A 16,557-nucleotide genomic window follows, 5' to 3' on the forward strand; every position below is an offset into this window, starting at 1 on the left:
CTTCGCCGATGCGAGTGTTGATCGCACCGGACTCCTTCGGTGAGACGCTGACCGCCGTCGAGGCGGCCGCCGCCATCGCGGCCGGATGGTCGGCCGTGCGCCCGGACGACCAGCTGATCGAGGCCCCGCAGTCCGACGGCGGCCCCGGCTTCGTGGACGTGGTCGCCGCAGCGGGCGGCACCGTCCGGACCACGGTGGTGGAAGGTCCACTCGGCGTCGACGTCCCCGCCCGCTGGCTCCTCGACGGCACCGACGCCTACCTCGAATCCGCCCAGGCCTGTGGGCTCGGCTTGCTCGGCGGACCGCCGACGCCCCGCACCGCCCGAGACGCGCACAGTCGAGGCGTCGGGCAACTCGTGGTGGCGGCCCTCGACGCCGGAGCCCGCAGAATCGTCGTCGGTCTCGGCGGCAGCAGCTGCACCGACGGCGGCCGCGGCCTCGTCGAATCCCTCGCGGAGGGATTCGGCAGCGCGGACGCCGCTGTCGCCCGGCTGCGCGCGGTGGAACTGGTGGCCGCGACCGACGTCGAACACCCGCTGCTCGGCGAGCACGGCGCCGCCCGCGTGTTCGGGCCGCAGAAGGGTGCCGACCCCGGCACCGTCGCCTTCCTCGAGGACCGGAACACCGCGTGGGCCGGGCAACTGCACCGGGCGACCGCCCGGGACGTCGCGGCCGAGGCCGGAGCCGGAGCCGCGGGTGGTATCGGCGCCGCGCTGCTCGCGCTCGGTGGGACCCGCGAATCCGGCGCCCACGTGGTCGCCCAGCGCACCCGGCAGGACCGGCAACTCGCCTCCGCGCAGCTCGTGATCACCGGCGAAGGTCGCCTCGACCAGCAGTCGCTGCGCGGCAAACTCGTGATCGCGCTCGCCGCCGCAGCCCGCAGGCGGGCCATCGCGACGCTCGTCCTGGCGGGGCAGGTGCTCCTCGACACCGCCGATCTGGACCGCGCGGGCATCGACGACGCGCTGTCCCTGGCGGACCACGCCGGGTCGGTCGAACTCGCGATGTCGGACGCATACGCGCAGCTGAGAGACCTCGCCGCCGCCGCAGCCCGTGGATGGGACGGCACAGCCGCACGGCAGTAACCCGAAACCCCGACGTCGGATACCATGGACATGGATCGATCTGCGGACGCTGCCGCAGTGAAGGGAACCCGGGAATAAGTCGGGCGCGGAGTACCGTTGAAGCGTTCACGGGTTTGTTACGAACTACAGGGAGAGCCCATGACTGTGCAGAACGAGACCGCCGTCCACGGCGTCAAGATGACCGAAGCCGCGTCCGCCAAGGCGAAGGCGCTGCTCGATCAGGAAGGTCGTGACGACCTCGCACTGCGTATCGCCGTGCAACCCGGCGGCTGCGCAGGACTGCGTTACCAGCTTTTCTTCGACGACCGCAACCTGGACGGCGACCTGATCGTGGACTTCGGTGGCGTCGCCCTCGCGGTGGACCGGATGAGCGCGCCGTACGTCGAGGGTGCCTCGATCGACTTCGTCGACACCATCGAGAAGCAGGGTTTCACCATCGACAACCCCAACGCGACCGGTTCGTGCGCCTGCGGCGACTCCTTCAACTGAGTCCCGGGACGAAGCACAACTGAATCGACAAGTCTGACGCGGCGCCGACCGGCTGCCGCGTCAGACTTTTTTCGTGCCCGACCACGCCGTCCCGAGTCGTCGTGCTGCCGACCGAACATGGTGGTACGCCGGGGTACGGTGAGAAATCCCGACCGAACTCATCGAAAGGCATCCGCCCGTGACAATTGCGGTAACCGGTTCCATCGCCACCGACCACCTGATGCGGTTTCCGGGCCGGTTCGCCGAGCAACTGCTCGCCGATCAGCTCAGCCACATCTCGTTGAGCTTCCTGGTCGACGACCTCGTAGTCCGGCGCGGGGGAGTGGGCGGCAACATCGCCTACGCCATGGGCGTCCTCGGTGGTTCCCCGCTGCTGGTGGGGGCTGTCGGAGCCGACTTCGCGGACTACCGCCAGTGGCTCGAGGACAACGGTGTCGACTGCACCGCCGTCCGGATCTCGACCACCGCGCACACCGCGCGTTTCGTGTGCACCACGGATGAGGACATGGCGCAGATCGCCTCGTTCTATCCCGGGGCGATGAGCGAGGCCCGCGAGATCCAACTGTCCGGCATCGCACCGGACGCCGACACGCTCGAGCTGGTCCTGATCGGCGCCAACGACCCCGAGGCGATGATCCGCCACACCGAGGAATGCCGCCGACTGGACATCCCGTTCGCCGCCGACCCGTCGCAGCAACTCGCGCGCCTGAATGGCGAGGAGGCGGCGGCGCTGATTCGTGGCGCGAAATACCTGTTCACGAACGAGTACGAGTGGGGATTGCTGCAGCAGAAGACCGGACTGTCCGAGGAGGAGATCCGCGCACAGGTCGGTGTCCGCGTCACGACGCTCGGGTCCAAGGGCGTCGAGATCGTCGACGCCGAAGGTAACTGCACCCGGGTCGCTGTCGTCCCCGAGAAGGCCAAGGTCGACCCGACCGGTGTCGGTGACGGATTCCGGGCCGGATTCCTCCTCGCGCACAGCGCAGGCCTGAGCTTCGAGCGTTCCGCGCAACTGGGGTCGCTGGTGGCCGTGCTGGTACTGGAGACCACCGGAACCCAGGAATGGACGTTCGACCGCGACGAGGCTGTCAAGCGCCTCGCGGATGCCTACGGCTCCACCGCCGCGGACGAGATCGCCGCGATTCTGCCGTAAGGCGGCTCCGCCGCCCGTGAGTGGTTGACGAGTCCCTGGACTCGTCAACCACTCACGGGCGCGAAGCGCCTAGATCGAGACCGGGTACGCCGGCTCGGCGATCTCCGGGACGATGCGGTTCTCCACGAAAATGCCGTGCCAGACCATGAAGATCAGCACGGTCCACAGTCGACGGCTGTGATCGGACACGCCGTCCCGGTGGTCGTTCAGCATCTTCGTGATCGCGACCTTGTCGAGCAGGTGATCGGTGCCCGAAGCCGCGATCTGCTCGTGCGCCCAGTCGAACAGTTCGGTGCCGCGCAGCCAGTGCCGCAACGGCACCGGGAAGCCCAGCTTCGCCCGATGCAGCACGTGGCCGGGGACGATCCCCTCCAGCGCCTGACGCAGCGCGTACTTGGTGGTGCTCTTGGCGATCTTCTGATCCAGCGGCACCCGCGACGCCACGTCGAAGACCTCCGGATCGAGGAACGGCACCCGCAGTTCGAGCGAATTGGCCATCGTCATCTTGTCGGCCTTGACCAGGATGTCGCCGCGCAACCACGTGAACAGGTCCAGGTGCTGCATCCGGGCCACCGGATCCCACCCCTGAGACTGCGCGTAGATCGGGTCGGTGACGTCACGGTGCGTCCACTCGGGCCGGAAGTCGCGCAGGACGGCGCGCAACTGCGCGTCGTTGAAGCTGCGCGCGTTGCCGTAGTACCGCTCCTCCAGGGTCAGCGAACCGCGATTGAGCAGGCTCTTGCCGCGGGTGCCGTCGGGGATGCGTTCGGACAGCTTCCCGGCGGCCCTGCGCAGGCCCTTGGGCAGGTACTCGAACGGCTTCAGCGAAATCGGCTCGCGGTAGATGGTGTAGCCGCCGAACAGTTCGTCGGCGCCCTCACCGGACAGCACGACCTTGACGTGCTTACGTGCCTCCTTCGCCACGAACCACAGCGGAACCAGAGCGGGGTCGGCGACCGGGTCGTCGAGGTACCACACGATCTCGGGGATGGCGGCGGCGAACTCGGCGGGGCTGACCACCTTCACCACGTGCCGTGCGCCGATCGCCTCGGCGGATTCGGCCGCGACGTCGACCTCGGAGTAGCCCTCACGCTCGAAACCGGTGGTGAACGTGATCAGGTTCGGGTTGTGGCGCATCGCGAGCGCCGCGATGGCCGTCGAATCGATGCCGCCCGACAGGAACGAGCCGACGGTCACGTCGGCGCGCATGTGCTTGGCGACCGAGTCCTCGAGCGCCTCCGCGATCTCGCGGTACCGGGCCTGCTCGGTGCCGGCGGCGAACGGACGCACCGGGAACGTGGGTGCGAAATAGCGGGTGATCACGGGTACTTCGCCCGGCCGCACCCGCGCGAAGCACCCGGACTCGAGCCGGCGGATCTGCTTGTGGAGGGTTTCCGGCTCCGGCACGTACTGGAGGACGGTGTAGTGCTCGACCGCACGCGGATCGAGTTCGGTGCCGATGCCGATCAGGCTCGCCAGTTCCAGCAGGCTCTTCTTCTCGCTACCGAATGCGGTGCCGCCGGTGCCCGTCGCCAGGAACAGCGGTTTGATGCCGAACGGATCGCGGGCGATGAACAACTCCCGCGTCTCGGTGTCCCAGATCGCGAACGCGAACATGCCGCGCAGGCGACGGACGGCGTCTTCACCCCAGTAGTGGAACGCGGCGACGATGGCCTCGCTGTCGCCCTCGGTGACGAACTGCGCACCGAACTGCTCCGCGAGTTCGGCCCGCACTTCGAGGTAGTTGTAGATCTCGCCGTTGAACGTCAGCGCGTAGCGTTCCGGATTCTCCGCCGGACCCCACCGCAGTGGCTGGTGGGAGTGTTCGATGTCGATGATCGACAGCCGATTGAACCCGAAGACCAGGTGGTCGTCGTGCCAGGTCCCGTGCTCGTCCGGCCCACGGTGCCGCAGGCAGTGCATCGCCTGGTCGACCTGTGAGACGGCGTTGTCGCTGGTTTCTCCAGAGGTCAGTAGCCCGAGCAGTCCGCACACAGCGTCCGGTACCTCAATTCAGAATCTTGGAAGGCTCCACGAGGTGGAGGGGTCAGGGATCTCTGCCGGAAAGTATGCCGCAGATTGCCGACGCGTCCGGTTCGGGCCGTCGCCGGCACCGCCGCGGCCCGAACACCGGCACCGCCGCGGCAACGACAGCGACACATCGCCCGACCCGAGGATGGAGAGCCGCCACCTTTGGTCTACGCTGCGTAGTAATTGGGCCTTCCCATCGGGTGTGCCCTAGTGGAATTTGCGGCGATCAGGAAGGCGTGAACGTGGCGCAAGGTCGGATCCTTCGGCGGGCAGGGTTGGCAGTATCTTTGGGCATTGCTGCCTTGCTGCTGTCGGGTTGTTCAATCGACAACGAGGTGCTTCGTTTCGGGTGGCCTTCGGGCGTAACCCCGCAGGCGCACCGCATGCGTGAACTGTGGACCTGGTCGGTTATCGCCGCCCTCGTCATGGGTGTGCTGGTGTGGGGACTCACCTTCTGGGCGGTGATCTTCCACCGCAAGAAGAAGGACTCACCCGAGTTCCCGCGTCAGACGGCATACAACGTGCCGCTGGAGCTGGCGTACACCGCGGTTCCGTTCGTCATCATCGCCGTGCTGTTCTACTTCACGGTGGTCGTGCAGAACCATGTCCTCGAGAAGGAGGACAACCCGAACGTGGTGGTGGATGTCACTGCGTACCAGTGGAACTGGAAGTTCGGCTACCGCTCCATCGATCTCGGTGAAGGTGGCGGCCTGTACGACGGTGTCGACCAGGAGGCGCAGGCCGCCGTCGAGTCCGCATCGGCGCCCGAGGCGGAGGGCGAGGGTGAGCACGCCCTGCCCGGGCCGATCCACGGCAAGACGCCCCAGGACCTGTCGTACCTGCACTACGACAAGATCGAGACGGTCGGTTCGAGCAACGAGATTCCGATCCTCGTCCTGCCGACCGGCAAGAGGATCCAGTTCGAACTGGCCTCGGCTGACGTCATCCACGCCTTCTGGGTGCCGGAGTTCCTGTTCAAGCGTGACGTGAACCCGAACCCCAAGGAGAACCACTCCGACAACGTCTTCCAGATCAGTGAGATCGAGAAGGAAGGTGCCTTCGTCGGGCGCTGCGCCGAGATGTGCGGCACGTTCCACGCGATGATGAACTTCGAGGTTCGTGCCGTGAGCCCGGACAAGTTCGCGCAGTACATCGAGTTGCGCAAGCCGGCGAGCGAGGGCGGCCGGGATCTGACCACGGCGGAGGCTCTGCAGGCCATCGGCGAGTCCCCCGTCGCGACGTCGACGTCTCCCTTCACCACCGACCGCGGCTACAAGCAGGCGAGCGGTGTCGAAGGTAACTGAACCTGCTGCTGATACCTCACTGACCAAGGACAAGTGCTGATATGAAGATCGAAGCCAAGCTCTTCGAGATCCTGACGGTATTCTTCATTCTCGTCGCGATCGTCTACGGCGTCTTCACCGCCGTTTCACGAACCGGTATCGAGTGGGCGGGTCTGACGGGCATCTGCCTGTCGGCGGGACTGACGCTGATCATCGGAACGTATTTCCGGTTCGTCGCCCGTCGCCTCGACACCCGTCCCGAGGACTACGAGGACGCGGAGATCGCCGACGGCGCAGGCGACCTGGGCTTCTTCAGCCCCGGTAGCTACTGGCCGATCCTGCTCGCCGCCGCGGCCGCGTTCGTCGCCGTCTCGATGGCGTTCTTCCAGCCGTGGATGCTGGTGGTCGCCGTGGTTGCCGTGCTGGCCGCCGCTGCGGGTCTCGTCTTCGAGTACTACGTCGGGCCCGAGAAGCACTAGTCCACACACTTTTGTGACGGCGAAGGCGCCGAATCCCTCTGGGGTTCGGCGCCTTCGCTTTTCGTCGTCAGGCTTCGCGGTTCCGGGCGGCCGCCGCGGCGAGGAGGGCTGCGGCCTGTTCGGACGCGAGTCGCACCGCATCGGGGAACACCTGCAACCCGTGTGCGACCAGGGCGCCCTCGTGGAGCAGCATGACGGTGCGCGCGAGTGTCTCCGGATCGCGCACCGACGCGTCCCGGCACACATCGGTGAACAGGTCGAGCATCCACCGCTTCTGGCCGATGATGATCGCGTAGGCCGGATGTGACGGGTCACTGATCTCCGCGTGTGCGTTGACCATGCTGCATCCCTTCGCGCTGTTCTCCGCGGTCCATTCGCGGGACGCGTCGAAGATCGCCGTCAGCCGCAGTTCGGGTGAGTCGCCGACGGTGTCGAGATGGCCGGCGAGAAACGCCCGCCACCGCTGGTCCCGGTCGGCGAGGTACTCGACCACGATCTGTTCCTTCGAGCCGAAACGGTCGTAGAGCGTCTTCTTCGTGACGCCGGCTTCTGCGGCGATGAGATCGACGCCGACCGCGTGGATTCCCCGCTCGTAGAACAGTCGGTCCGCCGCGGCCAACGCTCGTCGCGCGCCCGGCGTCAGCGTCACGCGCTGCGGTTGCTGCACAGACTCCATGGCAAAAGTATACAGATCGGTGTACTTTCAGGAAGTAAACCGATCTGTTTACTGGGTGGTGGTTCGTCGTGAACGTGTTGTTCGCCGTGATGTTCGTCGTGTGCTGGAGTTCCGGTTTCATCGGGGCCAAACTCGGCGCCGGGGACGCAGATCCGCTCACGGTGCTGACCTGGCGGTTCCTCCCACTGGCCGCCGCGCTCGTACTGGGCGCGGCGCTGTTCCGACGCCTTCGGTGGCGGGGAATCGGATTCCGTGCGCTCCGCCGTGGGGTGGTGGTGGGCGCGCTGTCGCAGACCGGGTATCTGCTGACCGTCTACCAGGCGATCGGACTCGGCGTCTCGACCGGCACCACCGCACTGATCGACGGCACCCAGCCCCTGGTCGTCGCCGTGCTGGCAGGCCCACTGCTCGGTCAGAACGTCGCGGCGAGGCAGTGGTGGGGGCTGCTGCTCGGACTGACGGGTGTCGTGATCGTCACCGCCGGCGACGCCACCGCGGCCTCCGGCGTGCCGTGGTGGGCATACCTCGTGCCGTTCGCCGGAATGCTGTCGCTGGTGGCCGCGACATTCGTGGAGAGCCGGTCACCCGACGACACCGACCCTGTAGTGGCCCTCACGGTGCACTGCGCGACCAGCGCCGTGCTGTTCACCGCTCTCGCGGCGTTCGACGGAAAGCTGTCGCCGCCGGCGACGGCACCGTTCTGGTGGTCGGTGGCGTGGCTGATCGTCCTGTCCACCGTCGGCGGCTACGGCCTGTACTGGCTCGTGCTGCGCCGGAGCGGGATCACGCGGGTCAATGCCCTGATGTTCCTGATGGCGCCGGTGACGGCGATCTGGGGAGCCGTGATGTTCGGCGAGCCGTTCGGGGGCCTCACCGCGCTCGGACTTCTCGTCGGCCTCGGGGCGGTCGTACTCGTGTTCCGTGCGCAGCCGCGGGGGAGGGGAGCGCGCACGGTCCAGATAGACGACCAGAGCCCCGAACCGGAAGTGGTTCGGGGCTCTGGTCGGTTGCGGAGGTGAGGCTAGTGCGCCTCGCCGTTGCCGGACGATCCGTTGCCGGAGGTCGGCGAACCGTTGCCGTGAGCACGGTCCTGGTACTCCCGCAGCATCGTGAGCTGCTCGTGCTCGCCGTGGTGCAGGGCGTGCTCGAGCGCCAGGCTCTCCTCGACCGGGTCGGCCGTGACGAGGCTGCCGGAACCCGGCTTGCCGGCGGAACCGAGCTTGTTCATCTTCTTCGGCACGGTCGCACCCTGGTACTCGAGCGGGATCGGGTGACCGTGGTCGTCGACCGGGCCGAGCGGCTGGTGGATCTCGATGTACTGACCGTTCGGCATCCGCTTGATGATGCCGGTCTCGATGCCGTGCTCGAGGACCTCACGGTCGCTGCGCTGGAGACCCAGGCAGAACCGGTAGGCGACGAAGAAGGCGATCGGAGGCAGCAGCACCATGCCGATACGGCCGATCCACGTCATCGCGTTCAGGGAGATGCTCAGGTGGTACGCGATGATGTCGTTGATGCAGGAGATCGTCAGGACGGCGTAGAACGCGATCGCCATCGCACCGATCGCGGTACGCACCGGAACGTCGCGCGGACGCTGCAGCAGGTTGTGGTGAGCATCGTCCTTGGTCAGACGCTTCTCGATCCACGGGTAGGCGATCAGGACCGTGAACACCAGACCCATGATCAACGCGACGGCGAACACCGACGGGATGGTGTAGCGGTTGAACAGGTAGATGTCCCATGCCGGCCACAGACGGGCCAGGCCGTCCGTCCACATCATGTAGATGTCGGGCTGCGAACCTGCCGACACCTGCGACGGGTTGTAGGGGCCGATGGTCCAGACCGGGTTGATCTGCAGCACGCCACCCATGACGGCGAGAACACCGAACGTGATCGCGAAGAACGCACCCGACTTGACGGCGAACACCGGGAGGATGCGCACACCGACGACGTTGGTTTCCGTGCGGCCGGGGCCGGGGAACTGCGTGTGCTTCTGATACCAGACGAGCGCGAGGTGACCGGCGATCAGGGCGAGGATGATGCCCGGGAACAGCAGGACGTGCGCGACGTACAGGCGGGGGATGATCAGGTCGCCGGGGAAGTCGCCGCCGAAGATCAGCCAGTGCATCCAGGTGCCTGCGATCGGGATGCTCAGCGTGATGCCGGAGAACGCGGCGCGCAGGCCCGTGCCGGACAGCAGGTCGTCGGGGATCGTGTATCCGAAGAATCCCTCGAACATCGCCAGGATCAGCAGCAGGCAGCCGATGACCCAGTTGGCCTCACGCGGACGACGGAAGGCGCCGGTGAAGAAGATGCGCAGCAGGTGCACGACGATCGACGCCGCGAACATCAGCGCAGCCCAGTGGTGGATCTGACGGACGAACAGGCCGCCGCGGACCTCGAACGAAATGTTCAGCGTGGTCTCGTACGCGCGGGACATCGTGACGCCGCGCAGTGGCTCGTACGCACCGTTGTAGACGACGTGCGCCATCGACGGATCGAAGAACAGGGTCAGGTAGACACCGGAGATCAGCAGAATGATGAAGCTGTACAGCGCGATCTCGCCGAGCAGGAACGACCAGTGGGTGGGGAAGACCTTGTTGATCTGCCGCCGCATTCCCGCTGCGAGGTGGTAGCGCGAGTCCATCGCTTCCGCCTGGCCTGTGGCCATCGCGCTCAGTTTGGACGGTTTGTTGTCGGTCACGGTCGACGCTCCCAAAATGCCGGGCCGAGAGCTTCGATGTAGTCACCCGTTGTGACTAGGAAACCCTCTTCGTTCACTGTAATAGGCAACTGCGGAAGTGCACGAGCGGCCGGACCGAAAATCGGCTTTCCGTAGGTCAGCGCATCGAACTGCGACTGGTGGCACGGGCAGAGGATTCGGTTGGTCTGCTGCTCGTACAGGGAGGTGGGGCAGCCGAGGTGGGTGCAGATCTTCGAGAAGGCGAAGTAGTCGCCGTAGTTGAAGCTCTCCTGGCCCTTGCGCTTGGTGACGTTTGCCGCGTCCTCCGTGCGGAGGCGGATGAGCATGGTCGCGTTGCGGATGCCGCGCAGCGCCTCGAGCAGCGCGTCGTGGTCGCCGCGATCGGACTCGCGGAAGGGGAACACCGTTTCCATGGCGCCGGCGTCCAGGTCTTCGGGGCGAACCAGGACGACGTCCTCGGGACGACCGGTGTCGCGGCGCAGGTAGATGGTCTCGCCCTCGTAGCGGGGGGTCCATCCCGACACCCACAGCGGGGAGTCGTCGCGCTTGGCCCACGGGTTCTTGATCAGACCACCGAGGGGCATGACGGACATGATGCCGAGGGCGCCGCCGCCGAAGATCAGGGTCCGCTTGAGCAGCTTGCGGCGTCCCAGCGTCGACGTGTCGAACGAGTCGCCGAGTTCCGCGACGATCGTCTTGCGATCGACCTCGGACGATCCACCGTCGTGGCGGTCCTGGATGGACACCTCTTCGGGGATGAACTTCTTGGTGAACTGCACCGCGCCGACACCGAGGCCGAGGATGGCCAGACCCATGGTGAAGCCGATCAGCGGCGTGTACAGGCTGTAAGCCGAGTAGTGCTCCTCGCCGGAGCCCGCGTACTCCCAGGGCCAGAAGAGGTAGATCGCGATGAATGCGATCGCGGAGACGCCGGAGAGAGCGAACCAGAACGCGACCGACCGCTCGGCGCGCTTCTCGGCCTTCGTTCCCGGAACCGCCCAGCGGTTGCGGCGGAACGCGACATCGACGTGGTCGAGGTTGGTGCCGAGCTCGACCAGTTCGTCGCGGCTCAGGTTCTCGAGTTCTGCATCCGTGTACTTCTTTGGCGTGGCGCCGCCCGGCTGGCCAGCGTCGCTCATGACCTTGCTCCGATCCACAGTGCTGCACCGACGACAGCGATGATTCCGACCACCCACATGGCCAAGCCCTCGGAGGCGGGACCGATGCCGCCGAGTCCGTAGCCACCGGGCTGCTTCGTCTCGCCCGACGACTTGATGTAGGCGATGATGTCTTTCTTCTCCTCGAGGGTCAGCTGACGGTCCGAGAACTTGGGCATGTTCTGCGGGCCGGTGACCATCGCGGTGTAGATCTGCTGCTCGTTGGCCGGGTCGAGGACCGGCGCGTACTTGCCGGACGACAGCGCGCCGCCGCGCCCGGTGAAGTTGTGGCAGGACGCGCAGTTGAGGCGGAACAGCTCGCTGCCGCGTCCGATGTCGCCGCCGCGCAGCGAAGACTGGGCGACTTCGCCGTTCTCGTCACGAATGACCGTGGGGCCGCCGCCGTTGGCCTGGACGTACGCGCCGATGGCGTCCGTCTGCTCGGCGTCGAACTTGACGGGCTTGCGCTCGACCTGGGCCTCGTTGCGCGAAGCGGGCATACGTCCCGACGACACCTGGAAGTACACGGCGGCCTCGCCGACACCGATCAGGCTGGGGCCGCGGTCCTGCACACCCTGCAGGTTGGCGCCGTGGCACGTGATGCACGAGGTGTCGTACAGCTGCTTGCCCTCGCGGATCAGTGCTGCCTGATCATCGGTGGCGGTGGCCACCTGCGGGGTTGGCGTCAACGCGGACGCGAGGAAACCGGCGCTGACCAGTCCCATCATCAGGACCAGGGCGCCCGTGGCGCGCCTGCGGAGCTTCCGCTGGCGGCGTGCCTTGGCGGCAGACGCCGTGGTGTCGGATGCGGGAGGGGGGGATGAACTCATCTGTATCCCTTTGGTATGTCGGGACGGACTGGACGTCAGGGGGCTGCCTGGGGCGTTCAGCTGATCAACGGATGAAATAGATCGTGGCAAACAGGGCGATCCACACGATGTCGACGAAGTGCCAGTAGTACGAGACGACGATGGCGGCGGTGGCCTGGGCGGGCGTGAACTTGCTGACCTTGGTGCGGGCGATCAGGAACACGAACGCGATGAGGCCGCCGATCACGTGCATACCGTGGAAGCCGGTGGTCATGTAGAACACCGAGCCGTACACGCTGCTGGAGATGGAAGTGCCCTCTTCGATGAGGTGGATGTACTCGTATCCCTGTCCGAGGACGAAGAAGGTGCCCATCGCCAACGTCAGGAGGTACCACCGGCGGAGGCCGAAGACGTCGCCGCGCTCGGCTGCGAACACACCCATCTGGCAGGTGAACGACGAGGCGATCAGCACAAGCGTCACCGGCACGGCGAGGAACAGATTCAGCTCGGTCGGCTCCGGCGGCCAGTTCCCATTCGCCTGTGCTCGCGCCACGAAGTACATGGCGAAGAGCCCTGCGAAGAACATGAGCTCACTTGACAACCACACGATGGTGCCAACGCTGACCATGTTAGGTCGGTTCAGCGAGTGCACGCGTTGGGTGATTGCTGATCCTGAAGTCCCTACTGCGCTCGTCACAGACAGAAGTATGACGCTTCGTCGTAAGAGACGACTACCCGGGTCCACCCTCGGCGCGCCGAGGCGCCCCGCTTGTCCGATTCTCCCTGCTGACAGCCTGGTCGCGGACCGTGAAAGGGTGGAGTCATGCGCTCTGGAGACAACAGTACGGGGTGGCTGCGGCGACTGTTCGGAAGTCGGAAGCAGGCCCCTCTCGATCAGGATCGGCCCGACCTCGTGGTCGTCGCCTCGAGCTTCGACGACGTGGAAGCGTGCTCGACCGCGCTGGGCCGTGCCGCCGCCGAGGATCCGCGGTGGGACGCCGACGCGGAAGCGGTACTGCGGCACCACTTGCGGTTGCCTGCGGCGTCGGTGGCCGACGCCGTGTCGATCGCCGCCCAGGACGGCTACCGGCCGCTGGATCCGGACAGGCAGGCGTCCCCGGCCGAGGACGGCGCGACGGTCGAACTCGTGCTGCAGCGGGTCCAGGTCCTCGATGCGCTGCACTGTTCCCAGGAACGGTCGAGGATGGCCGGGCTGGCCCAGCGGCTCGGGGGCTCGGTCGACGGATGGGACGCGACGCAACCGGCGCGCGAGTCCGATCTGCCCGGTGACTAGGCTGCCAGGGATCGGATCCGCCACTAGTACAAGGGGACACGACGATGCAGAGCCCGACTGCTCAGGGGACCAACGACGGTGTGCTGCCTGCACGCACCTGGCCGTCGGTCCTCGGTGCGCTCACCGACGGACGTGACCTCGCGGTGGACGACGCGAAATGGGCGATGGACGAGATCATGTCCGACAACGCCACGTCCGCGCAGATCGCGGCATTCGGCGTCGCCCTGAAGATGAAGGGCGAGACGCCGGAGGAGTTGCGCGGCCTGGCCGACTCGATGCTCGGGCACGCACGTAAGGTTCCCGTCGACGACGACGTCGTCGACATCGTCGGAACCGGTGGTGACCGATCCAACACCGTGAACATCTCCACGATGGCGTCACTGGTGGTCGCGGCGTCCGGCATCCGCGTCGTCAAGCACGGAAACCGGGCGGCGTCCTCCAAGAGTGGCGGGGCGGACGTTCTCGAGGCGCTCGGCGTCAAGATCAATCTCGGTCCCGACGAGGTGGCCCGCTGCGTGCGGGAGGTCGGCATCGGCTTCTGCTTCGCGCCGGTGTTCCACCCCGCGCTGCGGTTCGCGGGCGCGCCCCGCAAGGAGATCGGCATCCCGACCGTCTTCAACGTGCTCGGACCGCTCACCAACCCGGCCCGTCCACGGGCCGGCCTCATCGGCTGCGCCTTCCCGGGCCTGATCTCGGTGGTGGCCGGTGTGCTCGCGCAGCGCGGCAATTCGGCGCTGGTGGTGCGCGGCGACGACGGTCTGGACGAATTGACGACGTCGACGACGTCGGCCGTGCACATCGTCGCCGACGGGTCGGTGACCACCCGTCAGTTCGACCCCCGCGACATCGGCATCGCACGGGTGTCGCTCGACGAACTGCGCGGCGGCGACGCCGACGTGAACGCCGCGGTGGCGCGGCGACTCCTCGCGGGTGAGACCGGACCCGTCCGCGACGCAGTTCTGCTCAACGCCGCGGCGGCGATCGCGGCGTTCCGGGGTCTCGGCGGCCGCACCCTCGAGGAGGGACTGTCGGACGGGCTCTCGACGGCGGCGCAGTCCATCGACAGTGGAGCGGCCGCGACGCTGCTCGGGCGGTGGGCCGATCTCACGTCGGGCCTGGCCACCAGCAAATAGCCGGCGGACCTATTCGCCGATCGAGAAGCCCGCTTCCACGTCTGCGCTGGAGTAGGACTGGAACGCGATGTGCGTCGCCGTCCGCGAGACGCCGTCCACCTTGTTGATTCCCTCGGTGACGACCTCCGCGATCTTCGCGTGGTCCCGGACCCGCACGATCGCGATGAGGTCGACGTCGCCCGCGCAGGAGTAGACCTTGTCGACGCCCTCGATGTCGGCGACGGCCTGAGCGGTCTCCGGGATGCGGTGGGCTTCGGCGTGGATCAGGACGATGGCGTTGATCATGATCGCCAGCCTAAGCGGTGGCCGGCGGAACCCGGTGCGGGTGGTCGGGTCTCGGCGTCCCGTGTCGACGCGCTGCCGGCGCGGGCGAGCGCGCACCAGTCGGACCAGGATCCGGCGCCCCGTGCGGGCTCACACCACCCCGAGGACGCGCTGACGATGCGGGTGTCGTCCTGGTCGAGCCAGCGCGCGAGCAGTCCGGCCTCCTCGGGGGACGCGCCGCGAAGCGGAGTCGTGTCGGGAACGACGGTTTCTGCGGTGAGGACGAGCGCGTCGACCACCGGCATCGGGTGGATTCCCCGCCGGGCGCAGCCCGCGGACGCGAGGCGCCCGGAACGGATCACCGCGAACTCCCAGCCGCCGGTCGCGGCGGGGCGAGCGGCCACGAGCTGATCGAGGGCGGTGAGCGACGCCAGGCGCTGCATTCGGCGCAGCGCGAGGACGACCTCCGCGGTGCGATCCCGCAGCCGTGCGGCGTTCTCGAACAACTCGCCCGCGGCCAGTTCCTCCACCCGTGCGCGCATCCGGTGCAGCGGCGTGTCGTCGGCGCCGCGCAGGAAGAGCCGGAAGAGCTCCGGACCGGGACGGTAGGCGTCCTCCGTGTCGCGGTCGTGGACGGACGCGGGGCAGCGCCCGAGTTCGCGGGGCGGGCACTGCGCACCGTGCGCCCGTCCCTTCGGGATCCGGCTCGTGCAGGTGCGGAGAATGCAGTACTCGGCGAGGACGTCGGCGACGTCGGCGGCGGTCGAGCGGGACCGGAACGGACCTAGCGAATCGGCTGCCGGGGTCCGCACGACCGACAGCCGGGGGAAGGCCTCCGCGGTGAGCGTGATCCACCAGCCGCGTTTCGGGTACTTGGATCGCCGGTTGTACGGCGGCGTGTGGGCGGCGAGCAGCCGGAGCTCGCGCACACCCGCCTCGAGAGCGTGCGCGCATTCGACGTGGTCGATCCGGGTGGTCAGCGCGACCATCTCCTTCATCCGGCCGCGCGTCTCCGAGCCGGTGAAGTAATTGCGCACCCGGCGGCGCAGATCCGTCGCCGTGCCGACGTAGAGGACCTCGTCGGACGGCCCCCGGAACAGGTAGACGCCGGGCGAACGGGGGAGATGACTGGCGAGCGTGCGTTTGGCCCGCTGGTGCGAAGAGACGTCGGGAAGGTAGTCGACGAGCTCGGTGAGACTGTGCACTCCCTGGTTGCCGACCCGGGCGATGAGGGCGTGCAGGACGTCGACGGTGGCGCGGGCGTCGTCGAGGGCCCGGTGGGTCGGGGTGGTCCCGACGTCGAACAGCCGGGCCAGCGACGACAGCTTCACGGACGGCGCCTCGTCGCGGGTGAGGACCCGCCGGGCCAGTTTGACCGTGCAGAGCACGGTGAACTTGGGCCAGGGGGTGTCGGTGGCCGCGGCGGCGGCCTTGAGGAACCCGGTGTCGAAGGGGGCGTTGTGGGCGACGAGCACCGCTCCGCGTGCGAACTCGAGGAACGCGGGCAGCACGCGCTCGATGCGGGGTGCGTCGATCACCATCGCGGTCGTGATGCCCGTGATCTCGACGATGTGCGGCGGGATGGACCGTCCCGGGTCGACGAGGGTGGCCATCTCGGCGATCACCTCGCCGCCGCGGATCTTCACGGCGCCGATCTCGGTGATGGCGTCCTCGCCCGGCCGCGCTCCGGTGGTCTCGAGGTCGACCACCACGAACGTGGTGTCCCGCAGCGGGGTGTCGAGCTCGTCGAATCTCAACTGTTCGGGTACGCCGGGGACACTCACGGCTGAGAGCGTATGGACGGGCACCGACAGACCCGCCCGGGAGGCCTGGAGAGACGAGGATCACACTGCCCGTGTGCGGGCTGCGGCGGCGGGTGGAGCGACGGTCGGGCGCGCGACCCAGAACGGGGGTTCCGGGGGTGCGGGGGCCGAGGGCGGCGGGTCCGGTGCGGTTGTCGGGCAGCGTCCGCGCCACCCCCGTTGAACAGCGGGAACGCG

General features: G+C 67.5%; 16 protein-coding genes. 8 read left to right on the forward strand and 8 right to left on the reverse strand.

Annotation, left to right across the window (positions count from 1 at the left end; genetic code table 11):
• The first annotated feature begins 8 nt into the window (after positions 1-8).
• The 3 genes from BLV94_RS41560 (at position 9) to BLV94_RS41570 (ending at position 2,727) form a co-directional block, all read left to right on the forward strand.
• The gene (locus BLV94_RS41560; protein ID WP_072945462.1) at positions 9-1,085 is read left to right on the forward strand and encodes a glycerate kinase family protein; all 1,077 of its coding nucleotides are present in this window, start codon (positions 9-11) and stop codon (positions 1,083-1,085) included.
• Positions 1,086-1,223: 138 nt separating this feature from the next.
• The gene (locus tag BLV94_RS41565; RefSeq protein ID WP_005247725.1) at positions 1,224-1,574 is read left to right on the forward strand and encodes an iron-sulfur cluster assembly accessory protein; all 351 of its coding nucleotides are present in this window, start codon (positions 1,224-1,226) and stop codon (positions 1,572-1,574) included.
• Positions 1,575-1,752: 178 nt separating this feature from the next.
• Positions 1,753-2,727 (forward strand): carbohydrate kinase family protein, encoded by a 975-nt coding sequence (locus tag BLV94_RS41570; RefSeq protein WP_072945459.1) that lies wholly within the window; start codon positions 1,753-1,755, stop codon positions 2,725-2,727.
• 69 nt (positions 2,728-2,796) lie between these two features.
• On the opposite strand, the gene asnB is transcribed toward BLV94_RS41570, so the two are convergent.
• On the reverse strand, positions 2,797-4,722 hold the full coding sequence (asnB, locus tag BLV94_RS41575) for an asparagine synthase (glutamine-hydrolyzing) (protein WP_072945457.1): 1,926 nt from the start codon (positions 4,720-4,722) through the stop codon (positions 2,797-2,799).
• A gap of 272 nt (positions 4,723-4,994) precedes the next feature.
• On the opposite strand from asnB, the gene ctaC reads away from it, so the two are divergent.
• Both ctaC and BLV94_RS41585 read left to right on the forward strand, forming a co-directional pair.
• Entirely contained in the window at positions 4,995-6,062 is a 1,068-nt protein-coding gene (gene ctaC / locus BLV94_RS41580; RefSeq protein WP_072945455.1) for an aa3-type cytochrome oxidase subunit II, read from the forward strand.
• Positions 6,063-6,103: 41 nt separating this feature from the next.
• Complete coding sequence (locus tag BLV94_RS41585) at positions 6,104-6,520, forward strand: cytochrome c oxidase subunit 4 (protein ID WP_072945453.1); 417 nt, start codon at positions 6,104-6,106, stop codon at positions 6,518-6,520.
• Positions 6,521-6,587: 67 nt separating this feature from the next.
• Here BLV94_RS41585 and BLV94_RS41590 read toward each other — a convergent pair whose 3' ends face one another.
• Positions 6,588-7,196, reverse strand: a complete 609-nt coding sequence (locus tag BLV94_RS41590; RefSeq protein ID WP_072945451.1) for a TetR/AcrR family transcriptional regulator — start codon at positions 7,194-7,196, stop codon at positions 6,588-6,590.
• 68 nt (positions 7,197-7,264) lie between these two features.
• Here BLV94_RS41590 and BLV94_RS41595 point away from each other — a divergent pair, with 68 nt between their 5' ends.
• Positions 7,265-8,215: a DMT family transporter gene (locus BLV94_RS41595; protein WP_072945448.1), complete on the forward strand. Its 951-nt coding sequence runs from the start codon at positions 7,265-7,267 to the stop codon at positions 8,213-8,215.
• 2 nt (positions 8,216-8,217) lie between these two features.
• Here BLV94_RS41595 and qcrB read toward each other — a convergent pair whose 3' ends face one another.
• From qcrB to ctaE, 4 genes are all read right to left on the reverse strand, one after another.
• Positions 8,218-9,867, reverse strand: coding sequence for a cytochrome bc1 complex cytochrome b subunit (qcrB, locus tag BLV94_RS41600; RefSeq protein ID WP_072945562.1), 1,650 nt, complete (start codon positions 9,865-9,867; stop codon positions 8,218-8,220).
• 29 nt (positions 9,868-9,896) lie between these two features.
• A complete protein-coding gene (qcrA, locus tag BLV94_RS41605) occupies positions 9,897-11,039 on the reverse strand; it encodes a cytochrome bc1 complex Rieske iron-sulfur subunit (RefSeq protein WP_072945446.1) in 1,143 nt (380 codons plus the stop codon).
• Positions 11,036-11,887 carry a cytochrome bc1 complex diheme cytochrome c subunit gene (gene qcrC, locus BLV94_RS41610; protein ID WP_083395828.1) on the reverse strand — a complete coding sequence of 284 codons (852 nt, stop codon included), beginning with the start codon at positions 11,885-11,887 and terminating at the stop codon, positions 11,036-11,038. The genes qcrA and qcrC overlap by 4 nt, the downstream gene beginning before the upstream one ends.
• Positions 11,888-11,951: 64 nt before the next feature.
• On the reverse strand, positions 11,952-12,563 hold the full coding sequence (gene ctaE / locus BLV94_RS41615; protein WP_072945442.1) for an aa3-type cytochrome oxidase subunit III: 612 nt from the start codon (positions 12,561-12,563) through the stop codon (positions 11,952-11,954).
• Positions 12,564-12,689: 126 nt separating this feature from the next.
• Here ctaE and BLV94_RS41620 point away from each other — a divergent pair, with 126 nt between their 5' ends.
• A complete protein-coding gene (locus BLV94_RS41620) occupies positions 12,690-13,160 on the forward strand; it encodes a ribonuclease E inhibitor RraB (RefSeq protein WP_072945440.1) in 471 nt (156 codons plus the stop codon).
• A gap of 44 nt (positions 13,161-13,204) precedes the next feature.
• A complete protein-coding gene (gene trpD, locus BLV94_RS41625) occupies positions 13,205-14,293 on the forward strand; it encodes an anthranilate phosphoribosyltransferase (RefSeq protein WP_072945438.1) in 1,089 nt (362 codons plus the stop codon).
• 9 nt (positions 14,294-14,302) lie between these two features.
• Here the strand turns inward: trpD and BLV94_RS41630 are convergent, their stop codons facing one another.
• Complete coding sequence (locus BLV94_RS41630) at positions 14,303-14,578, reverse strand: Lrp/AsnC family transcriptional regulator (RefSeq protein WP_005247708.1); 276 nt, start codon at positions 14,576-14,578, stop codon at positions 14,303-14,305.
• The gene (locus BLV94_RS41635) at positions 14,575-16,341 is read right to left on the reverse strand and encodes a DEDD exonuclease domain-containing protein (protein ID WP_072945436.1); all 1,767 of its coding nucleotides are present in this window, start codon (positions 16,339-16,341) and stop codon (positions 14,575-14,577) included. Before BLV94_RS41635 ends, BLV94_RS41630 begins: the two co-directional genes overlap by 4 nt.
• Positions 16,342-16,557 lie beyond the last annotated feature (216 nt).

The sequence above is a fragment of the Rhodococcus koreensis genome, from assembly GCF_900105905.1.
In the GTDB taxonomy this organism is placed as follows: Bacteria; Actinomycetota; Actinomycetes; order Mycobacteriales; family Mycobacteriaceae; genus Rhodococcus_F; species Rhodococcus_F koreensis.

Excerpts from the sequence above, each read along its gene's own strand:
- BLV94_RS41560 (WP_072945462.1), top strand. The coding sequence starts at position 9 with ATGCGAGTGTTGATCGCACCGGACTCCTTCGGTGAGACGCTGACCGCC.
- BLV94_RS41565 (WP_005247725.1), top strand. The coding sequence starts at position 1,224 with ATGACTGTGCAGAACGAGACCGCCGTCCACGGCGTCAAGATGACCGAA.
- BLV94_RS41585 (WP_072945453.1), top strand. The coding sequence starts at position 6,104 with ATGAAGATCGAAGCCAAGCTCTTCGAGATCCTGACGGTATTCTTCATT.
- BLV94_RS41590 (WP_072945451.1), bottom strand. The coding sequence starts at position 7,196 with ATGGAGTCTGTGCAGCAACCGCAGCGCGTGACGCTGACGCCGGGCGCG.
- qcrB (WP_072945562.1), bottom strand. The coding sequence starts at position 9,867 with ATGGCCACAGGCCAGGCGGAAGCGATGGACTCGCGCTACCACCTCGCA.
- qcrA (WP_072945446.1), bottom strand. The coding sequence starts at position 11,039 with ATGAGCGACGCTGGCCAGCCGGGCGGCGCCACGCCAAAGAAGTACACG.
- qcrC (WP_083395828.1), bottom strand. The coding sequence starts at position 11,887 with ATGAGTTCATCCCCCCCTCCCGCATCCGACACCACGGCGTCTGCCGCC.
- BLV94_RS41620 (WP_072945440.1), top strand. The coding sequence starts at position 12,690 with ATGCGCTCTGGAGACAACAGTACGGGGTGGCTGCGGCGACTGTTCGGA.
- trpD (WP_072945438.1), top strand. The coding sequence starts at position 13,205 with ATGCAGAGCCCGACTGCTCAGGGGACCAACGACGGTGTGCTGCCTGCA.
- BLV94_RS41630 (WP_005247708.1), bottom strand. The coding sequence starts at position 14,578 with ATGATCAACGCCATCGTCCTGATCCACGCCGAAGCCCACCGCATCCCG.